22 protein-coding genes and 1 pseudogene are annotated in these 25355 nt (G+C 49.4%); 20 read left to right on the forward strand and 3 right to left on the reverse strand.

Annotation, left to right across the window (positions count from 1 at the left end; all coding sequences use genetic code 11):
* Nucleotides 1–63: 63 nt before the first annotated feature.
* Nucleotides 64–1131 carry a hypothetical protein gene (locus tag HU754_RS14900; RefSeq protein WP_186622389.1) on the reverse strand — a complete coding sequence of 356 codons (1068 nt, stop codon included), beginning with the start codon at nt 1129–1131 and terminating at the stop codon, nt 64–66.
* A gap of 172 nt (nt 1132–1303) precedes the next feature.
* Between HU754_RS14900 and HU754_RS14905 the strand changes: the two genes are divergently transcribed.
* From HU754_RS14905 to HU754_RS14935, 7 genes are all read left to right on the forward strand, one after another.
* Nucleotides 1304–2731 carry a tyrosinase family protein gene (locus HU754_RS14905; protein ID WP_186622391.1) on the forward strand — a complete coding sequence of 476 codons (1428 nt, stop codon included), beginning with the start codon at nt 1304–1306 and terminating at the stop codon, nt 2729–2731.
* Between the two features lies 1 nt (nt 2732).
* Complete coding sequence (locus HU754_RS14910) at nt 2733–3197, forward strand: hypothetical protein (RefSeq protein ID WP_186622393.1); 465 nt, start codon at nt 2733–2735, stop codon at nt 3195–3197.
* A gap of 373 nt (nt 3198–3570) precedes the next feature.
* Entirely contained in the window at nt 3571–4065 is a 495-nt protein-coding gene (gene radC, locus HU754_RS14915) for a RadC family protein (protein WP_186622395.1), read from the forward strand.
* Between the two features lie 153 nt (nt 4066–4218).
* Nucleotides 4219–5172, forward strand: a complete 954-nt coding sequence (locus tag HU754_RS14920; RefSeq protein WP_186622397.1) for a TIGR03756 family integrating conjugative element protein — start codon at nt 4219–4221, stop codon at nt 5170–5172.
* Nucleotides 5169–6581: an integrating conjugative element protein gene (locus HU754_RS14925; RefSeq protein ID WP_202894552.1), complete on the forward strand. Its 1413-nt coding sequence runs from the start codon at nt 5169–5171 to the stop codon at nt 6579–6581. Before HU754_RS14920 ends, HU754_RS14925 begins: the two co-directional genes overlap by 4 nt.
* Nucleotides 6578–6910, forward strand: coding sequence for a hypothetical protein (locus HU754_RS14930; RefSeq protein WP_186622398.1), 333 nt, complete (start codon nt 6578–6580; stop codon nt 6908–6910). The genes HU754_RS14925 and HU754_RS14930 overlap by 4 nt, the downstream gene beginning before the upstream one ends.
* Nucleotides 6911–6927: 17 nt before the next feature.
* Nucleotides 6928–8433, forward strand: coding sequence for a conjugal transfer protein TraG N-terminal domain-containing protein (locus HU754_RS14935; protein WP_186622401.1), 1506 nt, complete (start codon nt 6928–6930; stop codon nt 8431–8433).
* A gap of 20 nt (nt 8434–8453) precedes the next feature.
* Here HU754_RS14935 and HU754_RS14940 read toward each other — a convergent pair whose 3' ends face one another.
* Nucleotides 8454–8816 (reverse strand): DUF3742 family protein, encoded by a 363-nt coding sequence (locus HU754_RS14940; RefSeq protein ID WP_150774180.1) that lies wholly within the window; start codon nt 8814–8816, stop codon nt 8454–8456.
* Nucleotides 8817–9015: 199 nt separating this feature from the next.
* Here HU754_RS14940 and mobH point away from each other — a divergent pair, with 199 nt between their 5' ends.
* The 13 genes from mobH (at nt 9016) to HU754_RS15005 (ending at nt 23779) form a co-directional block, all read left to right on the forward strand.
* Nucleotides 9016–10857, forward strand: coding sequence for a MobH family relaxase (mobH, locus tag HU754_RS14945; protein WP_186622409.1), 1842 nt, complete (start codon nt 9016–9018; stop codon nt 10855–10857).
* Between the two features lie 252 nt (nt 10858–11109).
* The gene (locus tag HU754_RS14950; RefSeq protein ID WP_186622411.1) at nt 11110–11361 is read left to right on the forward strand and encodes a hypothetical protein; all 252 of its coding nucleotides are present in this window, start codon (nt 11110–11112) and stop codon (nt 11359–11361) included.
* A gap of 227 nt (nt 11362–11588) precedes the next feature.
* Nucleotides 11589–11786: a hypothetical protein gene (locus tag HU754_RS14955; RefSeq protein WP_186622413.1), complete on the forward strand. Its 198-nt coding sequence runs from the start codon at nt 11589–11591 to the stop codon at nt 11784–11786.
* An 84-nt stretch (nt 11787–11870) separates the two neighbouring features.
* Nucleotides 11871–13064, forward strand: coding sequence for a DUF262 domain-containing protein (locus tag HU754_RS14960; protein ID WP_186622415.1), 1194 nt, complete (start codon nt 11871–11873; stop codon nt 13062–13064).
* Nucleotides 13064–14671: an ATP-dependent nuclease gene (locus HU754_RS14965; RefSeq protein ID WP_186622417.1), complete on the forward strand. Its 1608-nt coding sequence runs from the start codon at nt 13064–13066 to the stop codon at nt 14669–14671. The genes HU754_RS14960 and HU754_RS14965 overlap by 1 nt, the downstream gene beginning before the upstream one ends.
* A 228-nt stretch (nt 14672–14899) precedes the next feature.
* Nucleotides 14900–15982, forward strand: a complete 1083-nt coding sequence (gene dndB, locus HU754_RS14970; protein ID WP_186622424.1) for a DNA sulfur modification protein DndB — start codon at nt 14900–14902, stop codon at nt 15980–15982.
* Nucleotides 15979–17505, forward strand: a complete 1527-nt coding sequence (gene dndC / locus HU754_RS14975; RefSeq protein ID WP_186622432.1) for a DNA phosphorothioation system sulfurtransferase DndC — start codon at nt 15979–15981, stop codon at nt 17503–17505. Before dndB ends, dndC begins: the two co-directional genes overlap by 4 nt.
* Nucleotides 17502–19514 carry a DNA sulfur modification protein DndD gene (dndD, locus tag HU754_RS14980; RefSeq protein WP_186622439.1) on the forward strand — a complete coding sequence of 671 codons (2013 nt, stop codon included), beginning with the start codon at nt 17502–17504 and terminating at the stop codon, nt 19512–19514. The genes dndC and dndD overlap by 4 nt, the downstream gene beginning before the upstream one ends.
* Nucleotides 19511–19876 carry a DndE family protein gene (locus tag HU754_RS14985; protein ID WP_186622447.1) on the forward strand — a complete coding sequence of 122 codons (366 nt, stop codon included), beginning with the start codon at nt 19511–19513 and terminating at the stop codon, nt 19874–19876. The genes dndD and HU754_RS14985 overlap by 4 nt, the downstream gene beginning before the upstream one ends.
* 322 nt (nt 19877–20198) lie before the next feature.
* A complete protein-coding gene (locus HU754_RS14990; protein ID WP_186623134.1) occupies nt 20199–21254 on the forward strand; it encodes a hypothetical protein in 1056 nt (351 codons plus the stop codon).
* 11 nt (nt 21255–21265) lie between these two features.
* Nucleotides 21266–21862, forward strand: coding sequence for a class I SAM-dependent DNA methyltransferase (locus HU754_RS14995; protein WP_186623136.1), 597 nt, complete (start codon nt 21266–21268; stop codon nt 21860–21862).
* A 187-nt stretch (nt 21863–22049) separates the two neighbouring features.
* The gene (locus HU754_RS15000) at nt 22050–22796 is read left to right on the forward strand and encodes a hypothetical protein (RefSeq protein WP_186623138.1); all 747 of its coding nucleotides are present in this window, start codon (nt 22050–22052) and stop codon (nt 22794–22796) included.
* A 374-nt stretch (nt 22797–23170) separates the two neighbouring features.
* The gene (locus HU754_RS15005; RefSeq protein WP_225919905.1) at nt 23171–23779 is read left to right on the forward strand and encodes a hypothetical protein; all 609 of its coding nucleotides are present in this window, start codon (nt 23171–23173) and stop codon (nt 23777–23779) included.
* 39 nt (nt 23780–23818) lie between these two features.
* Here HU754_RS15005 and tnpC read toward each other — a convergent pair.
* Nucleotides 23819–25345 (reverse strand): annotated as a pseudogene (gene tnpC, locus HU754_RS15010) (IS66 family transposase).
* Nucleotides 25346–25355: the final 10 nt, after the last annotated feature.

Here is a 25355-nt window from a genome sequence, read left to right on the forward strand (position 1 = left end):
CAGATGAACGTTCAAACAAGGCAATACCGAGCCAAAGGCTCGGTATTGAGCTCAAACAGTTGACTAAATTTCCGGGCCGAACGTTAGACTAAGTACATTCCCACGCGTATTTGTAACGCCACCACCGACATCCGCAGTGCCTACCGTGTGGGTGAAGTCCCAATGTAGACCAGCCTCAGCCGTATAGACCACTTTGTATGTGATATTCACTGTGAAACGCTTGGGCCTTAGGGGTGTGATAAATTCAGCGTTCATGTCCTCGTACTTCGCCAGGGTCGCATCTAGCACGGTCTGTACATACTTCACAATCTCGTCGGCCGAGCGCTGAATTAAGGCATCATCCTTATTGATCCTGTCCAAGACTTTATAGGTGTCTGCTCCCGATGGTATGTTTGTTGCTGGAATGTTTTTCACTTTTTTATCAATGGCTTCCTGATTACTTTGTGCTTCGTCCCGCAGGCTCCAAGTCTCCAATGATGTGGGATTGGTATATGCAGTTCGCGTAGGGCGCTGTACTAGCTCGAGATTAAGTGTCTGTCCCTGTTGAGATGTGCGACTTCCGCCAACGTTTACGACCACTAATTTTATTTCACCGTTACCCGCATACTCTTTAATGTAGTCAACTTGCAACTCAGCCTTCGTCAATGAGATGCCTGAAATATTGTCGGCGGCCGCACACGTAACGCTCTGCACCTTACTCTTCTTACTGCATATGGAGTTATCCTCGAACTCATCGCACCAAAGTTTGAATGTCACTGAATCTAAAATATTACGGTTTCGTGAGTCCACCAAATTAAGACCGCACAAGGTTTTATCTGACGCTATAATTCGCCTGCAAATATCGTCCCGAACTGCGCTGTTAGCTCGGGCAGCAGACTGGCATAGCGCATAGGAAGCTTCACTGCGCGTTTTGCAGGCATTCTGAGCGGATTGTTTTGCATTGATGCAACTTTTCTTAAAGTGCTCGTCTTCCTTGGCGAATTCATCCCATTGCTTCAAAGCCAAAATCTTGTTCACCGCGGCATTGGTGGTGCTTACCACGGTGCTCAATGGCACGTTACTTTTAAGTGTTTCATTAGAGCAACACCCACTGAGCGTGAGCACAAAAACCACATAAATGAGCTTTTTCATTTTGCCCTCCCCGGACTGGCATTAAAGATGCCTGACGCACTTTGATATAGCAGTGGACCTTAAGGCTTGCAAATTCATTTTTATTTACTACTGTTAGTTCTGATATCAGGGCCCACACCCGGCTGAAGTCGATAGGAACCTCCACTACCTCGCCTTCCGTGATGGGTAAATCATGAACACCAATCGCAGACAGTTTATCCAAGCATCTACCGCCATCCTCGCTATGGGGGTAACAGATGCGACACTACTCTTGACCGGTGTCACCCCAGCAAAAGCTGATACGCCTAGCCCTGTTAAAGCCAGGCGAGACATCAATGGCAATTTCCCTGGCTCTAATGATTTGGTTTTATATACCACCGCGGTTCAACGTATGAAGGCACTGGATCAGACCGACCCTAAAAATCCCTTGAGCTGGAAAAACCAGGCGCGGATACATCAGGATTATTGTCCACACAGTAATTGGTGGTTTTTACCTTGGCATCGAGCTTATCTTTTTTATTTCGAATCGATCTGTCAGGCCATGCTCGGAGATCCTGACTTTCGTTTGCCCTACTGGAATTGGACGCGGGATCGATCGATACCTGCCGCCTTCTGGAATAAAAAAAGCGCTCTTTACCACAGCAGCAGAGATCTAAGTCCAAACGATGAAGTGGACGGAGATGTCACCGGAAACACCGTGATAGAGAAAATACTGAAAAACAATGTCGATGCTTTGCTCTTCAGTGGAGCAACCAGCAGTGACAATCAACGTGAGAGTTCATTCGCTGGAACCCTAGAGTCCACACCGCATAACGGCATACATCAGTTCATCGGTGGCGACATGGGAACGTACCTTTCCCCTCAAGACCCAATTTTCTGGTTGCATCATGCCAATGTCGACAGACTATGGCGTAGCTGGAGTGAGCTTCACGAAAATCGCGCGCTCAGCGACAAATTATGGAAGGACCACAAGTTAAGCCAGTTTTATGACGCTAAAGGAAATGTGGTGAAGCCACTCGCCCAAAGCACATTAGACGCTGCGGCATACAATGCTGAATATGATCAGCTAGAAGTCCTTGCCTCCAATAGTCCACGCCAACCCATGCGTGCATTTGCATTTCCTAGGAAAGCAATGGTCGCGCTCAGTGCACGCGTCAGCAATGTGAGCGATACGTTGAAAGTGGGCTCAATTGATCTGGCACCAGATGGTCAGCTTCGCAACTCAATCTCTAAAGCAACTGCGCCTTTGCTTGCGCTTGAAGAAAAACCGATCGATTCGGTTGTACTCATGAAAGTCGAAGGAATTCAGGTCAAAAACAAAACAACACGGCTACGTATTTTTATCAACTGCGATAACCCCTCCCCCGACACACCGATCGGTAGCCCCTCCTACGTGGCAACCATCAACTTTTTTGGCGGGGATCATGGGCATCATAAAAAGGAGGGGTTTAGCTTCATGTATGACTGCACGGCAACGTTTGCCAATCTGAAGAGGACTGGCCTTTATAACGGTGCTGACGATATAAAGGTTTCTTTCGTGCCTGTTGACACAAAGAAAGGAGTTGAACCTGCCCCCTTGATCGATGTCAAACCAGAACAGATCACCTTCATTGGGTTATGACATGTTTTCGCATTCGATCGCCCGTCTTTATCTGTTGCCTCTGGCGCTTTTTGGATCTGCCGCGGCGGATTGCGGCGAGCCTTCGAAACAGCCAACTACGTTACTCGTACCGAGTGATGGCGTCGAAACCACCATTATCGCAACTCAGCCCGAGCTTAAATGCCAAGACAGTAGCGATTGCAGCACGGTGCTAGTCATTGACGTAAAAAAATTCCCCGAGTCAGTCAAAGGTCTGGTGATTGAGACCTCCTCCGTACAGGAGGGGGTCAATATTTCCGAGAAGCATTTCAAGGATCACGACGGGTCGGGTAGCTTTCTTGTACCGCTGGATAAGGTAGATCTGAAGCGTGGCTACGATTTGAAAATAAAGCCGATTCCTCGATCAAAGGATGACATGGCGGTTCAAACGTTCACCATCGACAAGATCGGGCTTGAAACTCTCCCAGCACACCCCGTTGAGAAGTGAGCTTTTGGGCGCCCACCAAATAAGTCATCCTTGGTGAGAGGCCATGTTTTGCGCAGCGCCCGCAACCCATGAGAATTACGGTGAGAATAGGTTTCTCATAGTTGGCTGAAATAGAACGTATCGCGCCCAATAATATTCCTTGTCAGATCGACTGCTGTACTCAGCAGCCAGCCCAGGTAACCACGATCTCAAAGGTTACGACGCAGTTTTACTGCGCTGATCTATTCGATTCCCCGGCATCCCCAGACAAACAGTCCGCAGTGACTGAAGTCGGGCGCCCACCTGATTTTCCCAGCTCGGGTTCGAGCCTTTTACTAATCCCTTGGGGTCCTTCCCCACAGGGCGGGACGCCAGTTTTCATTGAGGAATTCTGATGCTCTCGATTAATTCTCAACGCCGTGAATCCGTTAACCAAGACTGCCCGCGCTACAGAGAAGACCAGTTGATTCAGGAAGCTATTTCAATTCTTGAGCAGCGAATCTTCAACGCAGATCCTTGCATCGATAATCCCAAGGTCATCAAAGACTACCTGCGACTAAAGCTTACCAATGAGGCAAGGGAAATCTTTTCGTGTGTTTTTCTGAACTCCAAGCATCAGGTCATTGCTTACGAACCGCTTTTTTTCGGCACAATCAATACGGTGTCAGCACACCCTCGAATCATCCTGCAGCGTGCACTCGAGCTCCATAGTGCAGCAGTGATCATTGCCCACAATCATCCTTCGGGAAATTTGGACCCAAGCGAACCTGACCGTTCGCTCACTTCTTTTTTGCGTGATCTCCTTTCAAAAATTGATGTGCGATTACTGGACCACATCATCATTGGTAAAGGTGACCCTTACTCGTTTGCAGAAGCCGGCTTTATTTGAGTTTTTGCCAATATCTCTTTAAGAAGCGCCCTCTCGGGCGCTTTTTTTCGTGATCCAGCCGATCAATACGGAGCACGCCCATATCCGATAGCAAGGGGCAACGTCACCGCGGTACTGGTTCACTGCGCACCTCGTCTCGCGCAGGATCGAAACATGAAACTTCGATATTCAAAGGGCTTGCGATTAATTACTGTCGCAACCGCCATGGTTACACCGCTCGCTGCCTCAGCCATTAATACCGCTGAAATCGTAGCCTCTAGCCTTTCACCTGACTGCATGGCTTACCGAGTTGTGGGTGTGTGCTATTGGCTGTTCTGCACGAATTTTGGTTGCAAGGTCAAGGAGTCCGCCAAGGTCCGGCACTACGTGCCAGACGCAGTTGTTTCGAGCTACGCCAATACAGGTGAAAACCCATGGTCGGAACTGCGAATGTTGAGCTCGAGCAACTCAACGGCTCGCGGTGGTGGTGATGGCAGCGCTGGCGTCGCGTTTGAAAACGATCTCGCCAAATACAAGAACGCTGATGTCATTGGCCATCCCGGCGGTGCAGTCTTCAGTCAATTTGCCGGGCAATCCGGCTACGCCTGCTCGGGCGCTGGGCAATTACTCATGCCCTACTTCCTCAGCACACTCGACAGCCTAGCTTGGCGTCGCAACATCCCAGAGCTCGTCTTTCCAGAAGCCTTGACGCCGGGCATGCGTGAAATCGGCAGCCGATCTAAAGGTAACCTGTGGGGCGCGATCTATCCGCGGGGAGGATTCCTGCACGGCGTTGATGACCACAAGTGTGCCGCGGTGGTCGCGCAACGCGCCGCAGACATCGTCACTCGTCGGGGCCAGATTCATGTTTATCAGCCTCTACTGGCGAAGGCTAAAGCTGGTTACTGGCCAGCAGGTGCAGTGAAGGAAAACGACCCGCAGACCGGAAAATGGCAAGAGCTGACACCCACTCAATCCAAGACCTGCACGACGTTTCCGAATAACGGACCTCACGTGCAATCACCTCGTGGTGATTACGCCTGGGCACTGTGGCGCCCGTACACCTGCTGCAAACGTAAAGGCCAAACCTTCCTGGGCAGCACAGATTTCTCCGGTGGTGGCCAATGATGCATTCGCATAAACCCGCTGCGAAAAAACATAGAGCAATCCTCGCTTATGGACTGCTAAGCGTCCTGCTTGTCTCGCACACCCAACTCCAAGCCGCCCAGACGCAAGTGAATAAAGATGGCATTCATCACAACGGCACCGTCATCGGCGATGACGTGCTCTACAGCATTGGCGGAGGCAGGGCCGTGTCCATGGGCGGCGCTGCCAGCATGGACAGCATCAGCGTTGGTGCCGGCTGGGACACCAACCTGATCTGCGGAGACATGAGCCTCAATACAACGCTGCAGAACCAGCTCAATGGCGCCACTCAAGGCTTCAAATCGATCATGAGCAACGTGATCAAGAACGCAACCAGCGCAGTCGCCTCCCTCCCCGCCCTAATCATCCAGCGCGCCGATCCCGGCCTGTACAACCTGCTTACCAACGGCATCCTGCAAGCACGGCTCGACTTCGATCGCTCCAAATCAACGTGCAAGTCGATTGCTGATCGTATGGCCGACATTGCCGGTGGGCAGATGAGTTGGGGGCAATTGGCGGAAGGCGTGGCGCTCTCGAAAGCTGTTGGGAGCAAAGACGCTGTGGCAGCCATTGAGCAGGCAGAAACACGTCGAGGTAACCATGGCGTTCCGTGGGTGGGCGGTAACGCAGCCGGCGGTTCCGGACAAGCCCCGATTAGGGTTGTGTCAGACGTCACCCGGTCGGGATATAACCTGCTCAATGGTAGAGATGTGAATGACCGTTCCGCTATACCCAAAAATAGCTGCGGCAATCGCCTGAGCTGCCAGACCTGGTCCTCTCCCCAAGAAGCCGAGGCGTGGGCAACAAAGGTCCTGGGTGAACGCGAACACCAAACGTGCGATCGCTGCACCAAGACTCAAACCAAGCCGGGTGTTGGACTCACGCCTCTCATTCAGGAAGAGTTTGATACCAAGTTGCAGGCACTGGCTGCATTGATTAAAGGCACCAAGCCAACCACCACGGAACATCTACTGGCAGCCAGCAGCCAATCCCTGACCGTCACGCGCGGTGTCATTGAGGCACTGCGAGATGAACCCGATCAAGATTTGCTGGCTCAGCGCTTGGCTTCTGAAGTGGCGCTGTCAAGCGTCCTCGAAAAAGCACTGCTGCTGCAACGTACCCTGCTCACGGGACGCAAAGAACCCAACGTGGCATCCAATGAGTTGGCTCAGCAAGCCATCAACACCGAGAGCGACGTCCTGTCTCAGGAAATCAACAACCTCAAAACCGAACTCGAACTGCGCCGCACCCTCGCTGGTAACTCCCCGATGATGCTGATCCAGCGTCAAAACGATCGAGCGGCTGGTTCGCTCGGCGTCTATCAAGGTGACCCGGTACGTAATCGTCTTGACCTCATCCAACAAGCCACACCTGAGGGCCAACCACGATGAAGCAGCCCCCTAAAGCCAGAACCGTGCTGGCGCACCTGCTTTTCTGGGGCGTGCTACTCAGCCTCCTAGCGATCGTTCTCACACTGGCCGCCTTCGAAGGATCAAGCAACATTCAAGAGTGGAATACCTGGAGGCAATCAAATCAGTCAGCCCTACTGATCTGGCGCGTGCCCCTGTACGCCGTCACGGTTTATGGCTGGTACCGCATGCGACTCAGCTTGATCAAAAGGGGCTTCACCCGTCACCAGCATAAGCGCCTTCTGTACGCCGAAGTAGCAGCTATCGCAGCACTGGCGCTGCTTGAACTGCTGAACTTCCGGCCGGACTGACGAACAAGGACGACCCCATGACGCTCTATACAAACGACTACCTTGAGTTCTACTTGACGCTAGTTGGCTGGATCATCAATAACGGCATTTGGGAAATGCTGGTCGCTAGTGGTGTTTTCGCTCTGCCGTTTCTGGCGATCATCATCCAGGAATGGCTCAGAGCTCGTACTGAAGGCGCGGATGAGGGCAACAAGGGCGTGCTGTCGTCACTGCGAATCGAAAACCGAGTCTGGGTTGCAATCATCGTCATCATGTTCGCCGGAATTCCCTTCATTGACGTGGACCTCAACACCATCGAGTTCAACACTACGCGCTCCACTCAGTGCCAGATCAACGTGGCCAACCCACAAGACACTCGCTGGTCCAACACCTTCACAACGCTCAACAACCAAAGCGCAAAGGTGCCAGTGTGGTGGTTTTTCATGCACTCACTGTCCAAAGCGCTCACCGGTGGCGCCACTGCTGCAATACCCTGTGGTACTGATCTGCGACAGATCCGAATGGACATCGATGCGGCAAGAATTGACGACCCTATCCTGGCTCAGGAAGTCGCCGAGTTCAGCCACGACTGCTACGGCCCTGCTCGAGCCAAACTGTTTATGAACCGCCCAACCTTAAACGACACGCTGTTGGACGATATTAACTGGATTGGCTCAAGGTACCTGCTTGACACCGCTGGTTTCTATGACACCTATCATTCCAAGACACCGCGCAGCAGTTGGCCCTATAACCCACGGCGAGATGCTGGTCTGACTCAAGTACCTGGAGGTGGTGGCTACCCCACCTGCAAGCAATGGTGGTCAGAAGCTCACCAAGGATTGCGTGCCCGGGTACTCAAGCAAGTGGACCCAGCCCTACTGTTTCGCATTACCAAATGGACACGCTTCCTCAACATACAGCAAGCGGAAGACGCCGTTGTCCGCTCCGTCGTATCCCCACGTCAGCAAACACTCAACCAAGGTCAAGTCTACACAAGCTACGGCGGCCAGATCGACATGACCGCATCCAACATCACGGCACGCGTAGCCTCAAACCTCGGAATGACAGCAGGCTCAATGGCGTACTTCCCCGCAATGGATGTTGTTCGGCAAGCCCTGCCGATGGTGCTGTCATTCTTAAAAATGGCGCTGACAATCTGCATCCCACTGATCCTGGTCGTCGGCACCTACGACCTCAAATCCCTAGTCACCATCAGCTGCGTGCAGTTCGCCCTATTTTTCGTCGACTTCTGGTTCCAACTCGCCCGCTGGCTAGACAGCACCATCCTCGACACCCTCTACGGGTGGCATTCCCCACACAGCAATTTCAACATCCTCCTCGGAGCAAACAACTCATTCGGGGACATGCTTTTGAATTACGTTATGGGAACACTTTTTATCGTGCTCCCGGGCCTGTGGGTTGCGAGCTTATCGTGGGCTGGCGTTCGTGCAGGTGGCGTCTTACAGGGTCTAAGTGACAGTACTAAACAAGCAGGAGATGCCGGTGCGAAAGGTGGGCATATGGGGATGAAGCTTTTGAAATAAAGCTTCACAGGCAAAGTGCTTCAATCGTCTTCGAAGCGGGGATCATCCGTGTCGTTGTAGTTGATCGGGTCATAGAAAACGCCGCTTCTGTGATCTTCTTTTCCAAAGACCGACGTCTCATCTTGCCCCGTTTCACGCTCTAAAATCCGCCTCACCATAAAACTTAACCCAATGACCAATGCCGCCCCGAATAACAGAGACAAAGCTACAAAAATTAGCCCCAGATAGGCTCCCCATTTAAGGCAAGTCGTAACAGCCTCAGGAACCCCTTGGCCCGTGAGCCACAAAGTAATGCGTTTTTCGAATCCACAGTATTTCCGCCAGTGACTGCCGAGCCACTCTCCAAAACGTGATGATCTCGTAGGCTGGTCGTTCATTGTCATTTCTCTGACTCTCCATCCTTGAAGTTCTTCGGTCCACAAAAGGATCTAGATGCACCCTTACCGACAGGCGGAACGCCTGTCGCTACCTAAAAAGGTAAATGGAAAAAGGGATCAAACCAAGGGAATGGAGCCGAAGGGGAAAGGCCCTACCCAAGAAACAGAAAAGGCCTTCCTACAAACCCTTCTGATAGGATCAATCATGTTTTCACTGTTCCATCGCAAGGCCAGATCTACACCTGGCCGGCCTGCTCCAATGGAGTCAACATCGCCGGCGGGGTTGACCTCACCCCAATCTGCCAAATCGCTCTTGGGCACACCCCGCAGACAAAAACTACTGGAGCAGATTTGGCAGCGCACTGCAGTCTCACGCCCTCAATTTGAAAAGCTCTACCTCGGCCCCATCAACCGATTCGCTGAGCTCGTCCAGTTGCTACCCGCGTCCGAAAGTCATCATCACGCTTACCCTGGTGGAATGCTTGACCATGGCCTGGAAGTCGTCACCTACGCCCTTAAGCTGCGACAAACCCACCTACTCCCCTCCGGTGCCCAACCAGAAGTGCAGATAGCACAAGCCGAGGCCTGGACCGCCGCCCTCGCCTATGCCTCGCTCAGCCATGACTTGGGTAAAATCGCAGTTGATGTGCACGTTGAATACGCAGATGGCAGCATCTGGCATCCATGGCACGGCCCGCTCGAATCGCCTTACCGCCTGAGATATCGAAAAGACCGACAATACCGACTCCATGGCGCAGCATCCGGCTTGCTGATCCCTCGACTACTGAACAGAGAAATTCTCGACTGGCTCTCAAGCTTCCCTGAGCTATGGACCTCTTTGATATTCAGTTGGGCAGGCCAAAGCGAGCACGCTGGTGAACTTGGTACGCTCATCACACAAGCAGACCAAGCTTCTGTAGCTCAGGCACTTGGTGGCGATCCAGCCAAAGCAATGTCAGCCCCCAAACACGCACTGCAACGCAAGCTGCTCGAAGGGCTGCGCTACCTGCTCAATAGCGAGCTAAAGCTCAATCAACCTCAAGCCTCAGACGGCTGGCTTACCCAAGAGGCACTTTGGCTGGTAAGTAAAACCGTCTCAGACAAACTTCGCGCTCACCTGCTCTCCCAAGGCGTTGACGGAATCCCAGAAAGAAATATCGCCGTCTTCAACGTACTGCAGGAACACGGGATAGCCCTACCCGGTGCCGACGGTAAAGCCATCTGGAAAGCAACAGTCACAAGCGAATTAGGCTGGTCCCATAGCTTCACCTTCCTAAAGCTATCGCCGGCATTGATCTGGGAAGCGATTGAGCGCCCAAACGCTTACACAGGCACTGTCATCCCCGATACGCCTGATGTGTCACTCGCAACATCAAGCACACCCAGACCTCCATCAAACTCGATTCCACCCGCCCCGCCATCGAAAGGCGCATCGGGTTTTGGCTCTCCAAATCCGCAGTCATTGATGGAGCTACAGCACACCGCGCCTGACTCGCTCGAAATGCTGATTGATTTATTTGGAGGACCTCCAACCCTACCGGAAGACATTGAGACCTTTCCGTTTGACGACGAATATAGCTCCATTGAGCTTCCGACAACCAAAGCGGAGCCTGCAGAGCTTTCAGGAGAACACTTCATGGAGTGGTTCACACAAGGCGTCTTGTCTCATCGCATCATCATGAATGACACCAAAGCGCTGGTTCACACCGTCGAAGACACGATCTTTCTCGTCACGCCTGGAGTCTTTCATCGCTACGGGCAGGAGCACCCACACCTTGCCCGTATCGCAAAGAAAGAAAACCAATATGACTGGCAATGGATTCAGAAACGTTTTGAAGAAATGAAGCTGCACCGCAAGCAACCAAACGGACTGAACATCTGGACATGCGAGGTAAGCGGCGGGCGCAGAACACGGCGCCTTCACGGCTACTTACTCAAATCCCCCGGTGGAATGATGAATGACTTGGCCCTCAACAATCCCTACCTGAAGCTGGTCGAGCCAGCGCAGAAAAAGGCACCCAGGCCATCATTAGGAAATACTCGGTAACCGGATTGTGGATTGACACCAAACGCCCAGAGAAGCAATTTAGGGCTGTGTCATGCTGACGTGTTCAGCTACATGCCAGCCGCCAGGATCTTCTAGGCGGTGCTGCGAATATTCGCAGGATCCACCCAATGACCGTATCGCTTCCGGAAGCACGGTCAGTCGACCACGTGTCGAAGGAAGTACGATTTTCCCACCCACGACGGGCCTACCCCGTCGTGGGGATAGGCCTTTTTAGTTTTTCTGGAGGCCTTAATGAAAATGGACCTGGCTCTGTATCAGGCACTGATCGCAATCAATGTGCCTGAGCCGAAAGCCGAAGCTGTCATTCAAGCACTGGAGTCGGACATGCTTACTCTTCTCGCTACCAAAAGTGATCTTGCGAATCTTGAATTGCGTCTTATCGCAGAAGTGGCCAAAGCTGATGTGCGGCTTACCATTCGAATGGGTGTCATGCTCTCAGCAACGATTGGAATTCTTGTAGCGGCAATGAAATTCATTCACTAATCCCGCAATCCTGAACAGACAAAAAACCACCCTTCTTTTGAAAGGTGGTTTTTTTTTGGGCACTCCAAAGCATTGTCAAAATTTCTCGGCTCAGCCTAATTTTCACTTCAAGTTTGAGAGTTTTTCTAAGCTGCGTTGCGGTTTTCATAAGCTTCCCACGCCACCTAGGGCAGTGCTTGAGGCGGTCCGACAGCTAGATAATGCGAAATTCGATATGATGAGCTAAAATGCCATCATGGCTTTCACGTGGCAATCAAGGTCAGAGTACAGCTCAATTACCTCTTAGCCTAACAATCAAGAAACTCGGCTCATCGGCCTTTGGCGATGACAAATCAGGACAGGGACGTCATGTTAAAAAAGAAGTGTATTTCTCCCCTTCAGATTTTGCTCAAGCAAAGCTTCAAGCAAGGCAAGCTTATATTTAATATAAGTGACACTTGCCCATCCCTCTCGAATTAACTCCGCCAAGTTAAAGGCAGTACCTTGAATAGCAATCACAAGGAGAACGAATGAACGTTACACCTCGAGATGAAAAAATTAAAAGCGTATTTGACGACATTATTGCCGACAATATTGATTTAAGACCTGACTTCCAGAGGGGCGAGGTATGGGACTCAAATAAAAAGAAATTATTAATCGACTCTATTTTTAGGGGATGGCAAGTCCCTCCAATTCATCTAGTTCGCATTGATGGGCATAAAGCTGAAGTTTTGGATGGTCAACAACGCCTAACTGCCATTCGAGATTTTATGCAAAATAAATTCGCCATAGATGGAGCTATCGAGCCGCTAGATGACGATATCGTTGAATTGGGGGGATTGAAGTACTCATCTTTACCCGAAGACAAAAAGATCGAGTTCCAAAGATATCTTTTGAAAATATACGAGATCACTCACTACAATCACGGCGAACCGGGAGAGCTGTTCCACCGCCTAAATCAGTCGGTAAAGCTCACGTCAGCCGAACAAAGAAATGCATTTTTTGGAAGCATAAGAGATCAGGTTTCTTCGTTGGTTTCATATATGGCAAAAAAGGGAATTGATAAAACGGTTCTAGGGTTCTCTAACTCGCGCATGGCGTATAACGACCTTCTAACAAGGGTTTGTTTTATTCTAGAGAACTCGGGACTCAGAACGCCAATTAGCGACCGCTCCCTAACTGCCAGGTTCAGAAATAAAGACGGATTTTCTCAAGAGATCATCAATGCAGTTAAAGGCGCTATAGATTTTCTAGTGCAAGTGAAAGAAAATCTGATTTCAAGTGAGGACGACATAAATCTAACCAAAGCCTCTTCTTTTAACTGGCTATATGTTTTAGCAAGCGAGTTAATTGATGGCGGGGACTTAGGTGACGAGCGCTTTTTTAAGGGCTTTATTTATCTAGAGCTTGCAAAAAACAAAGTCAAGAATAACTTGCAGATCGACAAGGATCTAGCTAAGTATTTTGGGTTTGATCGTGGAGCATTGCGTGAGCTTCTGCTCCTATACATTGAGCGCTCGTCATCCCGTGTAACCTCTACCAGCTCCATACTAATACGCGACTTAGTAATAAATATCAGCCTAGCCTTGTCCGGTTACAACAACCGATCATTATACACCGCGGAAGATGAGGTTATTGAAAGCATAATCGAGTCAATCAGAAATAGCAGCGATGATATTAAAACATTAATCGAGGATGCAGCAGTGAAATGGAGATCTGAATAATGAGGTTAGCCGCTATTGACGATGCATGGCGCGATGTATTAAAAGTTGATAAGTACCCATGCAGACTCACTGATGTTAGGGTTCGAGGGGTCGCTGGATTTAAAAGCGAAGTCGATTTGAACTTCAAGTCTGCAATAACTGCCATATGCGGAAAAAATGGAGTAGGAAAGACAACTCTTATAAAGTTTCTATACTCTGCATTCATAGATGGAAATGTCAGTGCTGCACACAGCAAATTTGCGGGCACTACATTTGATGCAACCATTTACAAAAATCATAGACTGGTCGCCCCTGAAGCTTCAGCCCTGGGCGGGTTCAGCGCTTATTACCTAGAGCCCTCGAGAGAGTGCACTCGAATTATAGAATACTTGAGGGGTACTGATAATGTGGAGGAGCTTCTTGAGGGCGTGGATGATAATCGCTCATTCAACGAACAGAAATTCAAGTCAATAATTGAGAATGTAGTTGGAAAAAGCTATCAATCAATAATTTTTTATGAAATTGCTGATGCAATGCCGCATGAGTATGGATTTCCATTTCCATACTTCGAAGTTACGCTACCCAATGGATCAAGCTATACAAATTCAGACATGGGAATGGGCGAGCTTGCATGCCTATATGTAACGTGGTTTATTTATCACTATATAGAGCCTCAAAGTTTGCTATTCGTTGAGGAGCCCGAAAACTTTATTTCTGCATATAGCCAGTTACGCTTAATGGATTTAATCGCGGAGCGCTCGTTCTCGCAAAAGCTTTGGGTCATTCTTTCAACTCATTCGGAGCACATCCTCTCTAAAGTTGGAATTGAAAACATCAGAATCCTGTCACAATACTGCTTAGAGAGTCGCTCAGCAATATCCAACCCAAAACATGTAAGAAAATATCTCTCCGCACTAGGATTATCTAGTAATATCTTGGGAATCTATATTGTAGAAGACGAGCTAGCTAGATTCTTTCTTGAATATATTTTGGACAAGTCCGACCCTGACATGCTAACGGACTTCCCTATAATTCAAATGCGTTGCGATTCTAATATCGAGAAAATTGTAAAACATTTTGAACCAACTCCCAACCCCCCATTTGAAATTCTTGCGGTATTAGATGCAGATCAGTCAGCGGAAATAAAGCCCCTATCCGGAAAGCATATTTATGTTACCGCCCTTCCGTCGGCACGAAAATTAACCCCGGAACTTGAGCTATGGTCAGTCTTAGACCTGAATATAGATGAAATTGCGCAATTGTTAGATATTGGAGCAGAACGGTTAAGGGATGCAGTTGAGGACGTTCGTCATGGCGATCATCATGATAGGTATGCGAAAATTTCAAACGCATGCCGGAAAAGTAAACGCGATCTCGTAGATGCCATATTAAGAAAGTGGTATCAACTTCCAGAAAACCAAGCACTCGCAACAAAATTCTATCTCGCAATAAAGCTTAGGAAAGAAAAGCTAGCAGTACAGCGCCTCGTGGAATCTATGGAAATGAAAGTTGTTGCATCTGGCTTCACAGATCACTTGGAGACCTCTCAGTGTACTGTCAATTGCAATCACTCAAGGCCATACATCGAGGCAAAAATTGGCTTTGATGGCTTAGACTTTTTTGCATGACCTTTTCTGACTCGGCACTCCTTAATTCTGAGGAGTGCCGATCTACGTGCCCTACGGCTCGCCACTCATACTTTTTGAAGCCTTTTATACTGCAGCGATCCTTCCTCGCCTAACCGTGTGACGGGTTAGCATTTCGGTGGCGCACGATGCACGACTAAGCAGTTAGTGTTGCGTGTACGTTAAAAATATGCAAAATGACGTACCAACAGAGAAAAAACATGCAATCTCATGAATACCTACGTCCACTCCTTCCCTTGTGTCAGGGGCATCCAAGCTGGTAGGCCGTGCTATATAGCTATGTGCCCCATGCGTCTTGTGCCTAAGATCTTCATTTTCAACGAGGATAATGTGCCAGCTGATTTGCGCGCGCAGCGTACATTAAACCTTGCTAGAGTCCCTGAGATCTCTGCATATTTGCTTGACAATCGCGATGACTACACTCTGTCCGCCATCACCGCTTCTGTTGATGGAGTTGTCCAATTCAATCCAGCTTCTGACACAGGCCTAGAGCAAAGCATCGGTACCCTCACCATCCCGATGGAAGCCCAGATACTCATCAACGACGGTCAGCATCGCCGCGCAGCGATTGAGCAAGCAATTCGTGAAAATCCAGAGCTAGGCTACGATAGTATTCCCGTATTGTTCTTCATTGATGAGGGCCTCAATCGTAGCCAGCAAATGTTCGCTGACCTCAACAAGCATGCCGTAAGGCCGAGCAGCTCCATCAGCACGCTTTACGATCATCGGGACCTGATTTCCGATCTAGCCCGTTATCTGGCCAAAAACGTAGATGTTTTCTCAAGGATGACAGAGCTAGAGAAATCGAGTCTCTCCCCTCGCAGCTCCAAGCTCTTTACCCTCAGCGCCATAAAAAACGCATCCCGAGTCTTATTGAAAAAAGGGAAAGGCGATCTCATCGCACAGAATGAACGGGAGCTCGCAAAATCGTTTTGGGAAGAGGTGTCCTTGCAGATGCCCGACTGGATCAGAGCGAAAAATAAAGAGCTGTCGACGTCCGAATTACGGGACAATTACATTCATGCCCACGGCGTGATGCTCCAAGCAATGGGACTTGTGGGAGCTGAACTGATTATCCGCAAGGAGGCCGAGTGGAAAGCAACCCTTAGCCAACTCCGCCAAATCGATTGGTCAAGGGCCAACCCTGAATGGGAAGGTCGCGCGATGGTCCACGGCCGGATCTCAAAAGCCACAACGAACGTGGCGCTCACCGCTAGTCTTATCAAGAAAAAACTTGGCGTCCCGCTGTCCACGGCCGAACGAGAGTTAGAAAACAGGTTTCCTCAACAATGAGCAATGATCAATTCCTCTACCCATCGCACGATGATTTCGTTCAAGAAGCGATCATTTCTGGGAGACCGCTCGCGGACGCTGTCCGCGAGCTTCAAAGCATATACAAGGCCGATAATCGCCCCTGGGTAGTGGGGTTCAGCGGCGGAAAGGACTCAACAGTCATCCTTTCGCTCACCTACTACGCCTTAAAGATGTTGCCACCTGAGGAGCGTCACAAGCATGTGTACGTAGTCTCTTCCGATACTCGAGTGGAAACACCTGTTGTAGTCGACATGATCCGCCAAGTGCTTGACTCGGTGAACGCTCAAGCAGTTGAAGATCAGATTCCGATGACAGCCCACTCTGTCACTCCCGAAGTGGGCGAGACCTTCTGGGCCAACCTTCTAGGCAAGGGCTACCCCGCTCCAACCAAGGCATTCCGTTGGTGCACAGAGCGGATGAAGATCGACCCAGTGAGCGAGTTCATCAAAGACAAGGTGGCACGTTTCGGTGAGGTCGTGGTGGTACTTGGCTCGAGACGGGAGGAAAGCTCCACGCGCGCCCAGGTAATCACTCGTCATAAGATCGATGGCTCAGCATTGGGTCGGCATACCACGCTGCCGAACGCATATACCTACATGCCAATTGAGCTGTGGCACGCCGATGATGTGTGGGAATACCTCATGAGTGCTGCCAGGCCTTGGGGCGGCTCCAATCGAGTATTGTTTGAGCTTTACAAGGACTCCAACGCTGGCGAGTGTCCACTGGTGATCGACACCAATACCCCATCCTGCGGTAACTCCCGCTTCGGATGCTGGACGTGCACTGTGGTGACTCATGACAAGGCGATCGAAGGTCTCGTAAACAGTGGTGAAGATTGGATGCTGCCGTTGCTCCAGTTCCGCAATCAGTTGCATGCCAGCTCACTTCCTGAGAACAAAACTGAGTACCGCAACTACAAACGCCGTACAGGGAAAGTCACCTTCGCAAGAGGGGCAATCGACGACGACACAAATGCAGCAACCAAGCACGTTCCTGGCCCGTATTGGATGAAATATCGCAAAGAGTGGCTCAAGCTGCTTTTAGAAATTGAAAAAGGCATCCGTGAGACCGATCGTGATATTGAGCTGATTGGCCGGGATGAGCTGCAGGTGATCCGCCAACAATGGCTGAAAGATCCGAATGAGCCAGACTGGATTGATTCGCTCCCAAAAATTTATGCCGAGGTCTATCCCGCGGATACGGTGGAGTGGATCAAGAATGACGCCGGCGCGTTCACTGAGCCTGATGCCGCCATTCTCAATGCACTGGAAGCGGAACATGGCGTGCCCGCTGTATTGATCATGAAGCTAATTGATACAGAGCTGTCGTTCTCCGGTCTATCACGCCGTAAAGGAATTCTCGAGGAATTGCAGAAGATCCTGGAGCAGGATTGGGGTGGACTTGATGAGGCTATGGAGCGGCGCGCCATTCCTAAATCTAACGACACATATAAAACCGCTTTCGAATCCCTGAAAGCTGAAATAGATGGCTTGCTACAATGATTATTGATTCCCTTTCAGTACTAGATTTCCGAGTTTTTAGCGGAGCCCACCACTTTGATCTAGTCCCCAAGATCAAAAGAGGGAAAAACGCTCCTATCGTTTTGTTTGGCGGCCTAAACGGCGGCGGCAAGACGACGATTCTTAGCGCACTGAAACTTGCCTTGTATGGCAAAGGCGTCCTCGGGTCTGGCGCTACGATTACGGACTATCACCAATATCTTCGTGATTGCATTCATAGAGCACACAATAGCATTGCCAAACCTACACGAGCGTCTGTCGATCTAACATTCCGCTATGCGCAATACGGAGTTATTTCGAGCTATCAATTGACTCGAGATTGGTTTGTTGATAATGGTGGTAAGATCAAGGAAGGTCTTATGATTTCAAAGGACGGTCAGCTTCTGATCGAGCTCTCCTATGAACAAGCACAGGCTTTTCTCAACGAGTTGATCCCAATTGGTGTTTCCGAGTTGTTCTTCTTCGATGGCGAAAAAATCGCGAGCCTCGCAGAAGAAACATCCGGAGACGCCTTGCGAGACTCTATCAACAAGCTTCTAGGCTTGGATCTGATCGACAGACTGCATTCGGATCTATCGGTGATTATCAGAGGACGCTCAGTAAAAAAAGCTTCTGAAGATCGTAAGCAGAAGATAGCTACGGCAGAGCGCACATACGAGGATCTAAAACAGCAACTCGCAGAGACACGCGAAAAGCTTGTCCTTATGCGCGTCAGCACCGTAGAGGCTAATAAGAATTTAGCCAATATCGAGGCGAAGATTAATGCGCGCGGTGGTGCTTGGAGCGCTACAAAAGAGCAAGAAACAGCAAGTCTTGACTCATTGATTAGTGAGAAAAAGGCGATAGAACATACTTTGCATGAGATGCTGAGCGGCTTATTGCCCTTTGCTATTACTCGTAAACTCAACGAAAAACTTCTTGCGCAATTGGACTCTGAGCAGCGCACGGAAAAAGCGCAGGTACTTTCTGAGTATCTGGAACGTCAGCAAAGCAATTTTCTGGCTGAGCTTGAATCGACGCTAAAAATTAGCAAGGAGCAGCGCCCTGCCCTTCAAGATATTTTCCTTAGGACATTCGGCTCAGAACTCGGTAGTAGCGATCGAAACCAACCGCCAGTACATGAACTCTCTGATACTCAGAGATCCAGTATTGCTCATCGGCTGATGAACGATGTGAGCTCACTCCAGCAACGCGCATCTGCCCTGGTTATGACGCTTCAGGACACGGATACAGGGATCGAATCTGCGAAAGAAAATATCGGTAGAGCCCCAGAGGAAAAAGTGCTGATGCCCCTATTTAATGAGCAAGGGCAGCTACAAGGGCGGTTGTTCGTTCTGGGAGAACAAACTTCCGTGCTTGCTGAAGAAGCAAAGACAATTCTTAATCAATTGTCGTCCGCAGCGCGTCATTTAGATGACCTCTATACAGAGATTGCCGAGTCGCAAGAAGAAGAGAGACTGTCAGAGCTCGCTCAAAGTGCCAGAGATGTTCTAAAAGAATTTTCTACTCGCGCGCGGATCGAAAAGTTGAAGGAACTTGAATCACAGTTTTACATATCTTTCAATGGTCTCGCTCGTAAAGAAGATCGAAATCTGAGCATTCAAATAAATCCAACTTCCTTCGAGGTTGTCCTTATTGATGATGAGGGTTTAACACTTCGTAAGGATGAGCTGTCAGCGGGTGAAAAACAGATTTTTGCAATTTCTATTCTGGAGGCCTTAGCCCGCACTTCTGGGCGAAGCCTGCCAGTCGTCATTGATACACCGCTTGGCCGACTCGACTCTATTCATCGCAAAAAACTCGTGGAAAATTACTTCCCCAAAACTAGCCATCAAGTGATTATCCTGTCGACAGATACTGAAATTGATTATGCATTCTACGAAGGTTTACAAGGAAGCATTTCTCACTCTTATCACCTGGTATACAATCCAGAAACTCGTTCCACTCAAGCAGAGGAAGGCTATTTCTGGCGGTGGGCACAACACGCATGAACGTATTTCCGCACAAATTTAAAATCTCAGCTTCTTCGACTGCGAAACTGAAGTATCTAAAATCAAAAACGGGCCTTACACCTAACATCTTGAGTCGATACGCCATTGCCCTCGCCCTTGCGGATGACAGTGGCTTAGGCAATGCCAGCGTATCGGACCTAGATGGTCAGGAGTTCAATGCTCCTACTTTGTTTGGAGAGCACCTGGATATCTATGAGGCGCTGCTCCGACAATTTACACATCAAAACAATCTGGATTGGGATCCCGTCAGGCACGTAGCGTCGCTGATTGAAGTGGGCCTGCATAAAATTGGACATGTTCGATCAATAAAGGATGTGGCGCGCCTTATTGCAGATGACTAAAAAAATGCCATTTTAACCAGTTAAAACTAATCCAAACTCGAGTTTTTTGAGTTTGGATTAATAAATCTCTAGCATAATAGTTACGAAACACTCCGCCAGCAGGACGTTGGATCACTTGCTAGGACACATATTAAATTATCCCCTCCCATAGAAATAAGCATCCATCTCCGCCCGCCCGCCCGCCCGCCCGTTTATCATGTATGATAATTCTCTAGTTTCATATAAAGCCGCATCATTACGGAATGCTCGAGCATCTATCTTCAGTAGCCAAATTTTTTTAGTCATGGCTTAATATCTGCTCGTGCAAATTGAGCCGGTCACCATGAAATTTTACTGTCGGATATTCTTTTCTCTCTCGATCATGAGCACCCCATTGCTAGCTGACGAGCTTTCGCCTTCGGTTAATAGCCCTCCTGGTGCCCAGTCAGCAGAATCAAAACCGTTACCTACTGCGATTCAGTTAACTGAATCAAAGCCCTTGAGCACTCAGTTTCAAAACGCTGAGTCACAGCAACCATCTGCATCACCTCAGCCGCTTGAAGCCCCTTCTTCAACTGAAGAATTTAAAGCTAAAGAGATCTCTATCCAACCTCAGCACATCCTTGTGGATAAATTGGATTCGATTTCACGTACAAATGACGAAATAATAAAAAGAATTGAGACGCTAAAACAAACCACATTTGAAAAATTGTATCCGGCAATATTTGGTTTTCTAGGCATTTTGATTGGCGGCGGTATCAATTTTTTTCTTCACAGAAGTCAACTCTCTCATAATCTTAAGGAGCGCAAGGAAAAGTTCTCATTTGAAGTAAAACAAAAAATCTTTGAATATAGAAGCAAACAAAATAACGATTTTTATGGCCCACTATTAGTTCTTTTAGCCCAAAGCAAAGAGCTTAGCTCCCAGTTACATGATCAGCTTCAGAAATTTGACGGCTCTCGCTATAAGTACAGAACAAATATAATGGAGCCCCGACCAAAGAAAGCACTCCATATTTTTACAGCAGGCACTGCCACCCCCTTTAGATTAATAGAAGACCTACCTTACTTAGGCAAACATATAAGAGCTTCACTCCCCCAGGTCTTGGTAATCATTGAGGTAGGTGAGCAGCTCTCTGCGCTAATTGAGCGCTCATCCGGCCTTGCAAACCCCAAAAATTTAGAGTTAAGTGGATGTCTCGGTACTTACTTGGCCCACTTGCGTGCTTTAAAGGATGCTTATGCCCAGGCAAAAAAAACGAGACAATCTGAGCCCACTAGATTGTATACCGCCGTATTCCCTCGCCAAATCTACGATTTAGCAAAGAAGGACTATGACGAGATAAATGCCCAGATCGAAGTATGGGAAAATCAAGCTAATCCTATTGAGAAGGGATAATTTTGAACTCCATGAAAGCAGACCCTCAAACCATAGAGTACTATGACAGCTTCGCAAAACCCTATGATTTAAAAACATTTCAGCTTGAACTTACAGATCAGTGGAATAGCTTCGCAAGCATGTTAAATGTTGGTGCAAAAATTCTTGATGTCGGCTGTGGTACAGGGCGGGATATCAAACATTTTCAGAACCTAGGTTTTTTAGTTGATGGCATTGAGCCTTCAAGGAAAATGGCCGCAATCGCCAGATCCAAAACTAACGCCACCATCTTCAATATGGCGGCTGAAGACATAAACTTCATCGATAGCTACGATGGAATTTGGGCATGCGCTTCTTTAGTGCATATCCAAAAGGCGTTATTCGTTAACACTTTGAAAGCAATTCTCAAGGCTCTAAAATCGGGAGGTTACCTATACATTTCGCTCAAGGAAGGTGAAGGTCAAACTCGACTTAATGACGGAAGGTTGTTTAGTTATTTTACTAAGTCAGATCTTCATGAAATCGTCTCGACCTTGACAAATTCCAGTATCATCAAATCATGGACAACGTCAGATTCAGCAGGTCGCGGGGATATTAGTTGGATAAATATGATCATACAGAAGAGCTAATAGCTCTATTACGTTATTGAATCACGCCACCGAGAGTATTCGTACTCTTGGCGGCTTCTATTGCTGCAGCTAAAATGATGGTATTCTTATTTCGCCATCGGAAAAACATCAACTATGATTCTATAGTTTGCATTTGACAAATCATTAGTTACAACTAAGGCGTTATGAACACAAGGGTGAATTGAGCATGAACACTAAGGAAGTAAAACCGGCAGTGCGATTTTATCTTTTAGGCCAATGGCCAGGTGCAGATATCGAAATCACAAAGGAATTGATAAATATTGTTTTTGATATAGTAGAGGAATTATTTGGCAAAAAACTTTGTAGCCCAGTATCGATTACCAATTACCCAGATGCCACAAACCCTCTTGCCTGTTATGATATGAAGGATGGATGCTATCAAGTGCATCTCTGCGCACAGTCTGGTCTGAGTTGGTGCCAGATCGTTTATCAGCTCGCACATGAATTATGCCATCTCCACAGCAACTACGCTGACTCGAAAGGTCACAAACACAAATGGTTTGAAGAAAGTTTGTGCGAGATGTGCTCGATTGTAGTTTTGATTGAGCTGAGTGAGCAGTGGAATAAAGCGAGTATGTCTAGATACAACTATGCCGCTAGCATAAAAGAATATGTTGAATCTCTTAGCTCGCTGAGCGGTTATATGCCTGAAAGTCGAGATACATTTACTTCGTGGCTCGCTAGCAACATTGAAGAACTTGAAAGGAACTCTGAAAATCGCGAACTTAATGGCGTAGTGGCTAGCTATCTTTTCTATAATAGATTCAGCACCCAGTCAACGGGTTGGGCGTGTGTAGGCATGCTGAATCAATGGAACTGCCATGAGGATTTAAATTTTACAGAGTACAAAGACTCTTGGCGGAGATGCTGTGCTGATTCCGCGGAGGTGAATCAGATCGTAAATTTATTATGATCCGATTGAGATGTGTAATGACCTAAAGGATGTATCCAGCAGTCACCTCTGCGGGAAGATAGTAAGCGTCCGGCCAACGCACCTTGCATTGCTTAACGGAGTAACCATCCAGCGAAAGCATCGATGTGCGCTGAGAAAGGTCTGTGATGCGTGCTGACACGGTCAACTGTGGAGTAGCTGAACTTCTCAGGGTAAGGTACGGGCTTCACGCTCGGGCTATTAAGGATTCCCAAGCATGAGCAAGGATCACCTCACAAGGAATAGTCAGTGTACCCACCCGCGTTTCCCATGACCCAATTACTCCTATTTTCCACAACGTGTATCTAGTCCATGGCAGCATCAGGATCGGCCCTGGAATGCGCATGAACCGAAACATGGTAATTATCAAAAGTGGCGATGAGCTGACCCTCATCACCCCGGTGCGTCTGTGCGACGCCGCGCTTAGTCAGTTGGAAGAGTTAGGTAACGTTCGCCATGTCCTGCGTCTCGGTGATTTTCATGGTCTAGACGACCGGTTTTACGTTGACCGATATCACGCAGAGTTTTGGTGCCAAGCTAGACCTGAGACCTACAAACTGCCTATTGGCAGCCATGTGATCAGCGCCGGAACGACACCTCCGATGCCTGACGCAGAGTTCTTTGTATATGAAGCGGCCAAGTACCCTGAGGCGTGCCTTTTGCTGAGGAACCTGAAACTGCTCATCGCTACGGATAGCGTCCAGTATTGGGCAGAGTGGAGTTACACGACTTTCCTTACTAGATGCGAGCTTCAAGTGATGGGGTTCAAGCTGACGTTACTGATTGGCGGCCCATGGCTGAAACGCGTCACGCCGAAAGGAGGCAGCCTTGTTGCCGACTTCGAGAGGCTTCTGAGGCTAGACTTCGACCATGTTGTAGGTGCTCACGGCCAGCTCCTGCATGACACGGCCAAGCCGATGCTTGAAGCAGCGATTGCTAAGGCTTTGCCAGAAAGCAAACGATAATCCTCTTTCGATAAGCGTTCGTCAGCCGTTCGACGCGACTCACGCCAGCCTCCACCGATGCGGCAGCAAATGCTCGATCTCACTCGCCCGCTGCGTCGGCAGGCGCGTGAGAACGTCCTTCAAATAAGCATACGGATCATGCCCATTCAGTCGCGCAGACTGAATCAAACTCATGATCGCCGCCGACCGTTTTCCGCTGCGTAACGATCCAGCAAACAACCAGTTCGAGCGTCCAAGCGCGCACGGCCGGATCTGATTCTCTACCTGGTTGTTGTCTATGGGTACAGCCCCGTCGTCCAGGTAGCGCGTCAGCGCTACCCAGCGTTTAAGGCTGTAATCCAAGGCCTTGGCCGTTGCCGAGCCGTTGGGCACAAGATCACGTTGAGCCAGAATCCACTCATGCAAAGCTTTGATGATCGGTGCTGCCTTTTCCTGGCGTATCCACCAACGATCCTCATCACTCATGTCTCGCGCCTGGCGTTTAACTTCGTACAAGCCGCCAATCGAGTACAGCGCCTGTTCGGCCAGCTGACTTTTGTTTGCCCCATGCAGATCAAAAAACTTGCGGCGGGCGTGAGCCATGCAGCCAATTTCGGTCATGCCTTTCTCGAAACCGGCCTTGTAGCCAGCGAAGTCGTCGCACACCAGCTTACCGTTCCAGGAACCGAGGAAGTTACGCGCATGCTCACCGGCACGGCTTGGGCTGAAGTCATAAACCACGGCCTTGAGTGCCGAAAACGGTGTGGTGCTGTAGGCCCAAACATACGCTCGGTGGGTTTTCTTTTCTCCTTGCGCAAGCATCTGAACCGGCGTCTCATCGGCGTGGATGACGCCCTCGGCCAGCACTGCTTCGCGCAGAGCATCGACCAAGGGTTGGAGTTGGACACCGGTTTGTCCAACCCACTGCGCCAGCGTCGAGCGGGCGATCATCAGGCCAGCGCGGCCAAAGATTTTCTCCTGCCGATACAGCGGCAAGTGGTCGGCGAACTTCGCCACCATCACATGCGCCAGTAGGCCTGCGGTCGGGATGCCCTTGTCGATTACCTGGGCCGGTACTGGTGCCTGAATCAGTGTTTCGCACTCGCGGCAGATCCACTTTCCACGTATGTGCTGCTCGACTGTGAACACGCCCGGCGTGTAATCGAGCTTCTCGCTGACGTCTTCGCCGACGCGCTGAAGCTGGCAGCCACATGCGCACTGGGTGTTCTCGGGTTCGTGACGGATCACAGTGCGTGGAAACTGCGGCGGCAAAGGCGAGCGCTTGGGTTGCTGGCGCGGTTCGGCCGGCGCCGCCGGCGGGTTGACCGCTTTCAACTCGGCTTCGATGGCCGCGATATCAGTGTCGAGCAGGTCGTCCAGCAAGCTGCCTTGGTCAGGGTTCAGTTGCTCGCTGCGCTTGGTGAATTTATGCCGTTTGAGCACTGCGATTTCGTGAGTGAGCTGTTCGTTTACGGTCTAGATCCGATGGATCTTCTTGCCCATCGTGTCGACCTGCGCCAGCAACTGCGCAGCGAGTGCGCGCAGTTGATCGGGGGGCATTTGATCGAGGTTGGGCGAAGAAGTCATGCCTTGGATT

The organism is Pseudomonas zeae, assembly GCF_014268485.2.
Taxonomy (GTDB): Bacteria; Pseudomonadota; Gammaproteobacteria; order Pseudomonadales; family Pseudomonadaceae; genus Aquipseudomonas; species Aquipseudomonas neuropathica.

What these genes read in the sequence shown, in the direction of transcription:
- HU754_RS14900 (WP_186622389.1), bottom strand. Translation starts at nt 1,131, where the DNA reads ATGAAAAAGCTCATTTATGTGGTTTTTGTGCTCACGCTCAGTGGGTGT.
- HU754_RS14905 (WP_186622391.1), top strand. Translation starts at nt 1,304, where the DNA reads ATGAACACCAATCGCAGACAGTTTATCCAAGCATCTACCGCCATCCTC.
- HU754_RS14910 (WP_186622393.1), top strand. Translation starts at nt 2,733, where the DNA reads ATGTTTTCGCATTCGATCGCCCGTCTTTATCTGTTGCCTCTGGCGCTT.
- radC (WP_186622395.1), top strand. Translation starts at nt 3,571, where the DNA reads ATGCTCTCGATTAATTCTCAACGCCGTGAATCCGTTAACCAAGACTGC.
- HU754_RS14920 (WP_186622397.1), top strand. Translation starts at nt 4,219, where the DNA reads ATGAAACTTCGATATTCAAAGGGCTTGCGATTAATTACTGTCGCAACC.
- HU754_RS14925 (WP_202894552.1), top strand. Translation starts at nt 5,169, where the DNA reads ATGATGCATTCGCATAAACCCGCTGCGAAAAAACATAGAGCAATCCTC.
- HU754_RS14930 (WP_186622398.1), top strand. Translation starts at nt 6,578, where the DNA reads ATGAAGCAGCCCCCTAAAGCCAGAACCGTGCTGGCGCACCTGCTTTTC.
- HU754_RS14935 (WP_186622401.1), top strand. Translation starts at nt 6,928, where the DNA reads ATGACGCTCTATACAAACGACTACCTTGAGTTCTACTTGACGCTAGTT.
- HU754_RS14940 (WP_150774180.1), bottom strand. Translation starts at nt 8,816, where the DNA reads ATGACAATGAACGACCAGCCTACGAGATCATCACGTTTTGGAGAGTGG.
- mobH (WP_186622409.1), top strand. Translation starts at nt 9,016, where the DNA reads ATGTTTTCACTGTTCCATCGCAAGGCCAGATCTACACCTGGCCGGCCT.
- HU754_RS14950 (WP_186622411.1), top strand. Translation starts at nt 11,110, where the DNA reads ATGAAAATGGACCTGGCTCTGTATCAGGCACTGATCGCAATCAATGTG.
- HU754_RS14955 (WP_186622413.1), top strand. Translation starts at nt 11,589, where the DNA reads ATGCCATCATGGCTTTCACGTGGCAATCAAGGTCAGAGTACAGCTCAA.
- HU754_RS14960 (WP_186622415.1), top strand. Translation starts at nt 11,871, where the DNA reads ATGAACGTTACACCTCGAGATGAAAAAATTAAAAGCGTATTTGACGAC.
- HU754_RS14965 (WP_186622417.1), top strand. Translation starts at nt 13,064, where the DNA reads ATGAGGTTAGCCGCTATTGACGATGCATGGCGCGATGTATTAAAAGTT.
- dndB (WP_186622424.1), top strand. Translation starts at nt 14,900, where the DNA reads ATGAATACCTACGTCCACTCCTTCCCTTGTGTCAGGGGCATCCAAGCT.
- dndC (WP_186622432.1), top strand. Translation starts at nt 15,979, where the DNA reads ATGAGCAATGATCAATTCCTCTACCCATCGCACGATGATTTCGTTCAA.
- dndD (WP_186622439.1), top strand. Translation starts at nt 17,502, where the DNA reads ATGATTATTGATTCCCTTTCAGTACTAGATTTCCGAGTTTTTAGCGGA.
- HU754_RS14985 (WP_186622447.1), top strand. Translation starts at nt 19,511, where the DNA reads ATGAACGTATTTCCGCACAAATTTAAAATCTCAGCTTCTTCGACTGCG.
- HU754_RS14990 (WP_186623134.1), top strand. Translation starts at nt 20,199, where the DNA reads ATGAAATTTTACTGTCGGATATTCTTTTCTCTCTCGATCATGAGCACC.
- HU754_RS14995 (WP_186623136.1), top strand. Translation starts at nt 21,266, where the DNA reads ATGAAAGCAGACCCTCAAACCATAGAGTACTATGACAGCTTCGCAAAA.
- HU754_RS15000 (WP_186623138.1), top strand. Translation starts at nt 22,050, where the DNA reads ATGAACACTAAGGAAGTAAAACCGGCAGTGCGATTTTATCTTTTAGGC.
- HU754_RS15005 (WP_225919905.1), top strand. Translation starts at nt 23,171, where the DNA reads ATGGTAATTATCAAAAGTGGCGATGAGCTGACCCTCATCACCCCGGTG.